This is a genomic window from Edaphobacter sp. (genome assembly GCF_035532915.1).
In the GTDB taxonomy this organism is placed as follows: domain Bacteria; phylum Acidobacteriota; class Terriglobia; order Terriglobales; family Acidobacteriaceae; genus Edaphobacter.
The window spans coordinates 1-9,290 of record NZ_DATKQC010000364.1; the positions used below are offsets into that span (position 1 = coordinate 1).

At 56.2% G+C, this 9,290-nt stretch carries 10 protein-coding genes; all 10 read right to left on the minus strand.

What is annotated here, in order from left to right; translation table 11 throughout:
* Positions 1-532: ATPase, T2SS/T4P/T4SS family (locus VMU57_RS17320; protein WP_325385688.1), on the minus strand; the 532-nt coding region annotated here is incomplete at its 3' end.
* 67 nt (positions 533-599) lie between these two features.
* Positions 600-989 carry a single-stranded DNA-binding protein gene (locus VMU57_RS17325; protein WP_325385690.1) on the minus strand — a complete coding sequence of 130 codons (390 nt, stop codon included), beginning with the start codon at positions 987-989 and terminating at the stop codon, positions 600-602.
* Between the two features lie 498 nt (positions 990-1,487).
* Positions 1,488-2,171: a VirB8/TrbF family protein gene (locus VMU57_RS17330; protein WP_325385692.1), complete on the minus strand. Its 684-nt coding sequence runs from the start codon at positions 2,169-2,171 to the stop codon at positions 1,488-1,490.
* A gap of 27 nt (positions 2,172-2,198) precedes the next feature.
* Entirely contained in the window at positions 2,199-3,059 is an 861-nt protein-coding gene (locus tag VMU57_RS17335) for a type IV secretion system protein (RefSeq protein ID WP_325385694.1), read from the minus strand.
* A 44-nt stretch (positions 3,060-3,103) separates the two neighbouring features.
* Positions 3,104-3,976 (minus strand): hypothetical protein, encoded by an 873-nt coding sequence (locus tag VMU57_RS17340; RefSeq protein ID WP_325385696.1) that lies wholly within the window; start codon positions 3,974-3,976, stop codon positions 3,104-3,106.
* Between the two features lie 65 nt (positions 3,977-4,041).
* Positions 4,042-4,335: a hypothetical protein gene (locus VMU57_RS17345; RefSeq protein ID WP_325385698.1), complete on the minus strand. Its 294-nt coding sequence runs from the start codon at positions 4,333-4,335 to the stop codon at positions 4,042-4,044.
* An 11-nt stretch (positions 4,336-4,346) separates the two neighbouring features.
* Positions 4,347-5,675 carry a TrbI/VirB10 family protein gene (locus VMU57_RS17350; protein WP_325385700.1) on the minus strand — a complete coding sequence of 443 codons (1,329 nt, stop codon included), beginning with the start codon at positions 5,673-5,675 and terminating at the stop codon, positions 4,347-4,349.
* A 5-nt stretch (positions 5,676-5,680) separates the two neighbouring features.
* On the minus strand, positions 5,681-6,439 hold the full coding sequence (locus VMU57_RS17355; protein ID WP_325385702.1) for a TrbG/VirB9 family P-type conjugative transfer protein: 759 nt from the start codon (positions 6,437-6,439) through the stop codon (positions 5,681-5,683).
* A gap of 11 nt (positions 6,440-6,450) precedes the next feature.
* Positions 6,451-8,943, minus strand: a complete 2,493-nt coding sequence (locus VMU57_RS17360) for a VirB4 family type IV secretion system protein (protein ID WP_325385704.1) — start codon at positions 8,941-8,943, stop codon at positions 6,451-6,453.
* Positions 8,943-9,245, minus strand: a complete 303-nt coding sequence (locus VMU57_RS17365) for a VirB3 family type IV secretion system protein (protein WP_325385706.1) — start codon at positions 9,243-9,245, stop codon at positions 8,943-8,945. Before VMU57_RS17365 ends, VMU57_RS17360 begins: the two co-directional genes overlap by 1 nt.
* Positions 9,246-9,290: the final 45 nt, after the last annotated feature.

Consider the following 9,290-nt stretch of genomic DNA (forward strand, 5'->3'; position numbering starts at 1 on the left):
GGATGCGAAGCTCAGAGGTGTCTTCAATGATGACGATGCGCTCATGCTCTGGGATTGCCTGGCCGAGGATATTGAGCAGTGTCGTCTTCCCGGTCCCGGTTCCGCCGCTGATGAGCAGCGTCTTCCCGTTGCGAATCTGTTCGGCAAGGAACTCCGCGAGAGGCCGCGTGAGGGTGCCGCGAGAGATGAGGTCTTCGACCGTATACTTGCGGCTTGAAAACTTGCGGATCACCAAAGCCGGAGCGGGGCGCGACACTGGCGGAATGACGGCCGCAAGGCGGCTGCCGTCCGGGAGCTGCGCGTTGAGAACGGGATTGTCCTCGTCCAACTTCTTGCCAAGCCGATTGGCGACCACTTCGAGGCCGGTTCTTAGCTTGCCACCGTCGAAGGAGATGCTCTCATCCTGACGCATGATGCCATCCCGCTCATACCACCAGGACGAATCGGGATTGCCCATGATTTCGCTTATGCTGTCGTCCAGCAAAAGAGCCTCTATCGGGCGCAAGAAAGGGAGAATCAACTCGAAACTCATAACGGGAACCTCGTAGGTTTGGAAGCCCAGCGGACAGCCGGGCTTCCAAGGGTGAAGAAGAAGGGCGTTAAGCTGCCGCTTCCTCTGAGCTTGAGTCGTCGTGCTCCTGCTCTTCCGGGGCTGACTTCTCAGCCCGGTCCAGCTTCAGGATCGAATCAACCCGGATCTCCCAGATGCGGAGCTTCGAGTCCGTCTTCTTGCTGTCGTACTCCCGGCTGCGCAACTCGCCTTCCACCTGGATATGTGCGCCCTTCTTGAGCGTGCCGGCGAATTCCGAGAGGTTCCCGAAGACTACGCAACGATGCCATTCGGTCTGCGAGACGTACTCGCCGCTCTTCTTGTCCTTATAGGAGGACTTGGTTGCCAGCGAGAGGGTTGTGAAGTTGCGGTTGTTAGCGGTGCGAACTTCTGCGTCGCTGCCGAGAAAGCCGATGAGGTTTACTTTGTTCTGGTACATGATGTTGTCTCCGTTTCGTTGAATTTCCCGATCCTGCTCGGGTCACACTGGGCGGAGCCTGGCGAGTGGGCCATGCTCCCAAGTGCCGAAGGTCTGCTTTTACGGAGGGTCCGGAGAAATCTTTTCGGCGTACTCTCCGAACAAGATTTGGAGGGAAACCGTAATCCGAAGGGCGGCGTAGCCGAAGCAGAAGACCGAGTTGCCGCAGGGCGCATGTAGGGCCCCGAAGCCGTGACTGAGCAGACGGCGGGATACGAACCGGCTGACACACATAGGACCAAAGTTTTCATCAGCATTCCGGCTGCAGAAGTTCCCGGCCATCGCAACTGCTCTTGAGCGTGCCACGACTCCGAAAGAAGAGCGTCGTCGGCAGCCTCCATTGCGGGCTGGAAGACTCCCGGTCGCCTGCTCAATGACGCACAGGGACAGTTGGGGTGGAGCAGCCGGATTGGCAGCTTGGACGGACATTGAATAGCCTCTGGAAGGGTTAATGAATCCTTAGCCGAATGCCTGGTCAACCCGGAAGCGCACGATGGCCAAACCGAGAGGGTTCACGGACAGCTCGTCGTTCTTCACGCTCTCCCGGAAGACATAGGTGACGCTGGCGGTCCATCGCTCCCGCTTGAGTTCCGTGTGATCCGCGGGATTGGTATAGACCTTCTCGAACTCGATCCGAGCCGAATAGGGAGACTGCCGCAGATCATCAAGGACGATGTTCTTTACCTCGACATCGACATAGGGGAGTGTGCTGTCTTTGACGTAAGTCTGGATGATGTTGTCCTTGCGTTCCTGCTCAATGACGGCGTGCTGAACGTCGCCGTTCAGAAAGTAAAGGGAACTCGTCTGGTCGCGCTCGATGGTGAAGCGATTTCGGCTGAAGTAAAGCTCGGCCCAGCGCGTCAGATAATATTTGTTCTCCGCTTCCTGGGGCCGATATTGGAAGTTGCGATAGTCAATCGCATCCGCCCGGCCTACATCGTTGATTCTCACAATCATCGGGTGCATATCGGCCAGAGCCTTCTGGCTCCTGAATACGAGCGCGGCAAGGGTAAGAGACACGACAGTGAGCACAAGAATCGTCACCTTCAGGTAGGTGTTCATGACGAGTGGATCGCCATACTGCTCAAGGTAACGTTCCGCCGCGCGGGTGATTTCAGGAGTAGCTTTCGGTTGCAGATTCATCTGTCGCCTCGTCTCTCTTGTTGCGGTTTACAGCGCGGCCCTTACAGCGAGCATTGCGATGCCCATTCCGCCGTCGTGGCCGCCAGTGTGGCCACCGAATAGGCTCTGCGTCATCGCGGGAATCTTGAAGAGGATATAGACGTTGACCATTACAAGAAGGATGAGCAGCGGCAATGCCTGGACAATCGTCGAGGGGTCCGAAACACTCTGTCCAACCTGGATGTAGTAGCTGGTCAGAACGTGGCACAACACATTCATGGTCGCTGCGGCAACGACCTTGTAGAAGCTGAATCCGAGGTATGCCTTCAGCCATCCCCAGAACAGCCAATCGAGCTTGTCGAAAACGAGGAATGGAATGAAGATCGGCCCGAGCAGCCCGATGATGGTTGACGCAATTGCGCCATACGCCAGAATTGCGGAGACCGCCGCCGCCAGAAGGGCCAACAGGAACTGCACAACGAAGTAAACAAGCGAGTAGTAGGGGGACATCATGCTGGTCAGTAACGACGGCCCAGTTTTTGAGGATGCAGCGTGGATCTCACTCAGCATTGTCGTTGAACCATCCGACCCGATGATGGTCACAAGGTTGGCTGTTCCGCCATCAATGAACCCTTTGATAGAGAAGCCAAGGCCCGGGATGGAGCTGTCGTAGTAGTTCACCATCGCATACGCGAAGGTCAGGAGCATGAAGAGATTGAGAAACCTGCCCATGCTGAAGCCGGCCCCTCCCTGTGCGGAGGCAAGCGCCTCCTGAACACCAAACCAGACCAGCATGATCGTTGCCAGCGACAGCACGATATGAACCCCCATCGCTGTAATAGAGGGTGCCGCCGTAGCAGCAAGCGACTGGCACCCTTGAGAGATAAAGTCGAAGAGACCCGTGCCCATTCAGAACCTCTTGATTCCTGTGGCGTGCGTTTTCTCAGGTGGGCTTAGTAAGCCTGCGTGAGGAGATTTGCCGCGCCGCTGTTGGTAGTTGTGACGTTGGCGTTGTAGTAGCTTTCGTATCCTGAAGAGTCACGGAAAGCCGACTTCATTGTGTCCTGTTGCTGCTTCTGGGCAACCATCTGTTGCAGGGCAAGATTGGCGTTGATCTGGTTGGCGTCCTGCTGGTTGCGCAGTTCCAAGAGCAGCGCCACATTGATGCGCTGGAGCGTGGCCATGATGGTCTGCTGCGAGGCATCCTGGCTCTGTGTTGCGTTCTCAAGATTGGAAATATCCGTCTGCCTTGCAGCCTGATTTGCACGGATCGTTCCCAGAGCCTGAAGGTTGGTACTCATGACGGAGTCGCCGATGTCAATGGTTGCTCCCTGTGCGGCGATTTGCTGCTGTCCAGCGAAGCTCGATGTGCTGTAACCGGGAATCATGTTAGCGGTGTGCGGTACGCTCACTTGTTGGTAGGCCGCTGCCGCCCCGTTGCCCGTATTCGACGCATTGAGCCAGCTCATGGAATTGCCGTAAGTGTTCGAGACTTGTTGCATAAGCATCAGGTCGCTTTGGGGTGAGAGAAAACGCTGATACAGCATGTTCGGCGCGAGAATCATCTGGTGCACGAGGTCGTATTGCTGCTTGGCGACGTTGTAGGCCTGCAATGCCGTGGTTGCGATCTTGACCGTATTGGTGAAGATCTGCTGGCCCTGCGCAATCTGCTCGGCCTCGTTGGCGATGGATTTCTCTTCGTTCCCGATCTGGACGATGGCGTGCGCCGATTGCGTTGGATCGAGAACGATGCCTGAACCGAACTGTGCGTGCGCGGCAGGTTGCAATGCCACGGCAAGTCCGATTGCAAGTGGTATGAGGGTCATTTTTCGCATAGGGATCTCCTGTCATGTGCGGTGGTGAGTTGTGGTTGTCAAGGAGCGGTTCGGCGTTATTGCTGGGCAGCGAGAATCTGGCGCTGAATATCCGCAAGATGATCGGCCTGGGGCTTGCACCGTTCATCGCGCGCTTTCTTCCTGTCGGCGAGAGTTGCCATCTCTTCTTTTGTCAGCTTTTCCCCGGTCAGCATTCTTGAGGAGCCTGCGGTGTCTTCGTCCAGACAATCCTTGGAATAGGCGGGATATTCCGCGTCATATTGCTTCTGCAACTCCTGCACCTTTTTCGCCTTGCTCTGGCAACCTGCAAGGGCAAGAGTGACCAAAAGAAGAACGGGTATCAATCGCATTCAAATCCTCCTCAGAACGTCTGCGGGATGGTGTGGTTCGTGTAAGCCGGAAGAAGCATATCTTGCGTGAAGTACACTTTCACGCGGTGCCCCTCCCGAATCGTGATCGTGGGCGGAATCTGCATGAATCGGTCAAGAATGGAGCTGGCCGATTGCGAGACACTGGCCGCAGTGCCGTTGGTAAACGCCTGGGAACCGCTGGTGGTGATTGCGCCGCCCCCCTGCGCAATCTCGCTCGCCCCGGCAACAATGCCCAAAGCGATCGAAGCGCCGAAGATTTCAAAGTAGTGGTTGTTGACTTTGTCCTTCAGCCCTTCCTCCCCGATCTGGTCGAGACCGTGAAACTGGTCGAGATCAACGGAGTAACCATCCGGCATAATGAGGCGGTGGAAGACGACTGCCATGCGCCGCTGCTGTCCAATCCCTGCGGCCCCAATCTTTTTTGCCTCCCCTAAGACGACTGTACCCTCGGGGATGATGACGTGCTGGTGGTCATGCGAATACAAGGGGTTCGAGACAAGAACTTTTACCGCTCCTGCCGCGTCTCCATCCAGCCGATTCATGAGGACTGTGTCGAGCACAGACCCCTCATAAACGAGGTAGGGCTGCCCGATGGCCGAATCGACATTCGCCTCCATTGGCCGTTTGTAACCGTCTGCTGGGGCCTGCTGTTCTCCTGCCGCCCGTGGGGGAACCAGGCTGCTGTCTGCCTGTTGTTGCCGAACAGGCGCCATCTGGCCTGGTCCTTGCGGTTGGTCAAACGAGCGAGAATAGGCAAGGTTCGAGGCGAAGCGAGCGTCGTCGGCGCGCGCCCGCTCCTTGGCGGCAATCTGCTGGGCCTGCTGCTGTTCTGGACTGAGCTGTTTTTCCCCCGTGCCTTGTTGACCATAGCCAGGCTGCTGCTGGCAGGGTTGACCAGCTTGGCAAGGTGCGGCGACGCCGGTCGGCCCATACGCTGAGGCCGCTGTTAGTTGCGCAGAGGTGGCAGACGCAAGGGCAGGATCGCCTCCCGTGGTAGCGACAAGAGCCGCTTGCTGCTGCTCCTTCTGGCGTTGGGCCTGAAGTTGGTTCTTCAGGTCCTGCACATTGTTGTCTGTGTTGTCCTGCAAGGTCGGTTGGGGAGGCTGACCTTTTTGGGCGGCTTGCTGCGCCGGCGTCTTCTTGCCGGTCGAGCTGAAGATTGCCGCCACGATCACGAGCAACGCCGCGCCAAGATATACAAAGGTCTTGAGGTTCTTTTGCAGCACACCCTTTGGCTCATTGGTCGTGTGCCGCAACTCAGGCTCAAACTGCGGCCCAGCGTGCGCTTCTGTTTGAGGAGCGAAAATGTTCTCGGCCATGACAGTTATCCTTTCCGTGTGAAGTCCATGCGTTTTTTGCCCAGTTCGACATAGCCGTTGTCCATGATCTTCGGGATGATGTATGTTCCATCTCGCAGGTCAAAGGTGATGAGGTTGGGCTTCCCGTCCTTCATTTCGTACACGCTGAACTTCTCCGGCGCACTCGTCTTGATGTAGGTGAACTTGTCGTCGTGGTAGATCGACTGAATATCGAAAGGCGCCTCATCCCGCTTGTAGACATAGTCGAACTTCAGTTCCGTTGGATATGCGCTTTTATACTCATCCACTGCTTGGGCAACGTGCGACTGGAGCGCGGCCAGTTGCAGCTTGGATTGCTCCAGTTGCTGGGCGGGGACGAACTGCGCTGGTCCGCTGGCCGCGACAATCGAGGATTGGTCAGCGGGTTCGATAATCACCTTCAGATCCGGTTCGGCAGCGGATGTGGAGATGTCCTGCAACGTGAAGCTGTAGATATTGCCCTTGTCCGTAATGAGATTCAGGTTGGAGCTGATGCCTGTCTTGGCCGGATGCACGAAGCAGAAGTTCCCAACCACATCCACAATCCAGAAGTCCTTGTCGCCTGTGGCGGCTTCCATGATCTTTTCGGAGGCTGGCACCACAATGAGGGTGGTGTATTTGACCTTGGCGTGGATCGGGACGATGTCCTGTGAGTGGTATTGCACTGTGCGGGCCGCATCCTGCGCGACCGCCACGATGGATGTGAGTGCCAGGGCAACCCCAGCGACGACGTTCAGACGGTTCATGCGATGCCTCCTTAGCGGTTGATGGTAGGAAGAGATACGGCCAGTGTGCGAGGCCGGAACGGATGATCTTCGGCGAGATGGCGAAGCCCGTCGGCTATACCGAAGCGACCGAAGTAGTCGTGCTTCTTTAGGTTGTCACGGGCGTTGTTGGTGGCCATCCAGTAGGAAACAGAATCCACATTCAATCGAACCTTCTTTGATGTCTGCGCTTTGCGAATGAGCATCTCTCCTGGTGGAACAAGGCCACCAATAATGTCCAGTTCGGTATCGTTGAGGTGAAAGGCTTCGGCATAGACCTCGCGGTTCATCTCTGGATTCGCGAGGAATATCTTGGTCGGGCAGCTCTCCGCCACAATCGCCAGCATCCCCGACTCCTGAAGCTCCTTGATGGATTGAGTTGCGAGAATCAGGGCGGCGTTGTGTTTGCGCCAGGTCTTCTGCGCCTGGACCACATAGTTGCGAATGGTCTCGTTTTTGATGAAGAGCCACGCCTCATCCAACAGAAAAGTCTTGAAGCTCGCCAGCTTGGCCGGGTTCGCAATCTCATTTGAGGCGCGGTGAAGCACGTAAAAGAGAAGCGGCTCCAACACGTCGGGCGCATCGCTCCATCCGTGGAAGTTGAAGGTCTGGAAATCGGCAAAGGAAAGGCTGTCCTTGGCGTTGTCAAAGAGAAAGCCGTACTGGCCGCCGTGCGTCCAACGGTGCAGGCGCTCTTTGAGCTCGCCTACGATATTGGCGAAGTTGGAAAGTGTGCGCTGCTCGGGGTCAAGAATGTACATGCGCTCAATTCCATCCCACAGCTTGCGCTCCTCCTTGAAGTCCATTCGGTAGCGTTGACCGTCGCCCTCGATCAACACGCGGAAGAATGAAAAGAGGAATTGCAGGTTTTCCTTTGTCGGTTCCAGAGAGAACGGATTGATGGTGAAGTCCCGCGAATCCTGGCCGACATTCAGGTACGATCCGCCAAAGATCGACGTGAGCGATTCGTAGCTTCCGCCAATGTCGAATATGTAGGTCAGCGGCTTGTACTTTTGCGCGTTCTGGAGCAGGAATGCGCACAGGAAGGTCTTCCCGGAGCCGGTCATTCCAAGGATGAGCGTGTGTGCGACTTCTCCGTTATGGAGATTCAAGAAGTATGGCGTCGCATTTTCCGTCTCAAAAACGGCAAGGTACTCCGTCCCGAGATGAGCGTTTCGCTTTTCTCCAGAAAGGATGGTGAAAAGAAACGACAGGTCTGCATAGTTGGTATTGAGCAAATAGAGCTTGCGGAGGTTCTGCGCGTAGTTGCCGGGAACGGTGGCGAAGTACGCATTGAGCTGGTTGTAGGTCTCGATGAAGAGATTGCCGTCCGCGTTGGTGAATACACTGGTAAACTCGCCGATGACCTGGTCAGTCTCGCTCTTTGTAGCCGCATACACAACGATGGTGAGAGAGAAGTCCCCAAGAGACTGCCCGTCACCCAGGACACGGAGGCAATCGCCAAGGTTCTCGATGTCGGCTTGCTTCGATTCGTCTACCAGTACGTCGCGCGGATTGGTCTTTGTGGTGTCACTGGTCGCTTGTGAAACAAAGCCCGTCTTCGATATATTGAAGTGGCGGCGGCGCTTGTTGACCTCTTTGCGCGCTTTGTCGGTAGCCAGCGGCGTCCACTCGGTCACGACGTAGAAGTTCGCGGGGATCTTCAGCAGTTGATCGAGAACCAGTGGCCGGGTTTCAGTGATAGCCTCCTTCATCGTGAGCACGCGGACGAAATGATCTCCGACGCGGAGATGATTGCGCTCAGCTTCAATGTTGGAATTCACGACCTGATAGTCAAGAAACTGCGTGGACTGCGGCCGTCCAGCGATGCGCCCCTCGTCGTAGTTGAGCAGCCGGCGAAAGAATCGGAACTGGCCTTGCTGGCTGAGCACTTCAACCTGCATGAAATCGGCAAGCTGGCGCGCGAATGTCTGTACCTTCTGGTCCAGCCTTGCCAATTCACTCTCGATCTGGGTGCGCAGCAAGACCTTCATGCTGTTGTTGGTGAACTGTGTTCTGAGTTCGCCAATCGCCCCGGCAGGATCGCGGAAGAGCTGGGCCAATGCCGCGCCGATGCCGCTTTTGGACCGCGGCCCTTCGAGGACGATGGCATAGAAGATTTCGACCTGATAGAGGTGGTCTCGCTTGCCCTCGAAGAACTGGCGCCGCTGATCGGTGGCGGCCTCTACGACCGGGTCGTCATAGCTTGCAAATGGAATATCGGGACGGTTCGATTTGAAGAGGTACTGGTAGACGTGAAAGCCGGGACCGAAGGCTTTAAGCGCGGATTCCAACCGTTTTACCGCGTACTCCTGCTCCGCGTGGTCAAGACTCTCGTAGTCCACGCCGGGAATACTCAGAATCATGCCCACGTCGCCGCTCTTGGTCAGGAAGCTAGTCTCATTCCAGAAGCCATACAGGTTGATGTGGTCGTTGAGGGACGCACTCTCTCTCCATGGCTTGATGACTTTATCGAGTCGGAACATCAGCGCACCTCCACACGTGGAACTTGTTGCTTGGCGGCGTCATAGCGAAGTTTGTATCGCTCGGACTTCGCAAGGATGCGAAGGAATGCCGGGTCGCTGTTTGTAACCCAGTGACCGAATGCGAATCCGCCGATAAAGACGGCGATGCCGCCCAGAATGCTGTTGAAGAGATTGAAGGCGCTTACAGCGCCCACGCACACGAAGTAAAACAGTGTGCGCTCGACCCCCAGGTAGGTGAGAGGCTTATGCAGGCTCTTGAAGACTCGATTTGTGCGAGCATTTTGATTCTTTTGTTCCGGCATAAGCCCCTAGGTCCGCGGTGTGAATGGTGAAGAGTTGCAACGATG

Bases quoted from the DNA above. Each gene is read 5' to 3' on its own strand.
- VMU57_RS17340 (WP_325385696.1), bottom strand. From the start codon at position 3,976: ATGACCCTCATACCACTTGCAATCGGACTTGCCGTGGCATTGCAACCT.
- VMU57_RS17325 (WP_325385690.1), bottom strand. From the start codon at position 989: ATGTACCAGAACAAAGTAAACCTCATCGGCTTTCTCGGCAGCGACGCA.
- VMU57_RS17365 (WP_325385706.1), bottom strand. From the start codon at position 9,245: ATGCCGGAACAAAAGAATCAAAATGCTCGCACAAATCGAGTCTTCAAG.
- VMU57_RS17360 (WP_325385704.1), bottom strand. From the start codon at position 8,943: ATGTTCCGACTCGATAAAGTCATCAAGCCATGGAGAGAGAGTGCGTCC.
- VMU57_RS17345 (WP_325385698.1), bottom strand. From the start codon at position 4,335: ATGCGATTGATACCCGTTCTTCTTTTGGTCACTCTTGCCCTTGCAGGT.
- VMU57_RS17335 (WP_325385694.1), bottom strand. From the start codon at position 3,059: ATGGGCACGGGTCTCTTCGACTTTATCTCTCAAGGGTGCCAGTCGCTT.
- VMU57_RS17355 (WP_325385702.1), bottom strand. From the start codon at position 6,439: ATGAACCGTCTGAACGTCGTCGCTGGGGTTGCCCTGGCACTCACATCC.
- VMU57_RS17330 (WP_325385692.1), bottom strand. From the start codon at position 2,171: ATGAATCTGCAACCGAAAGCTACTCCTGAAATCACCCGCGCGGCGGAA.
- VMU57_RS17350 (WP_325385700.1), bottom strand. From the start codon at position 5,675: ATGGCCGAGAACATTTTCGCTCCTCAAACAGAAGCGCACGCTGGGCCG.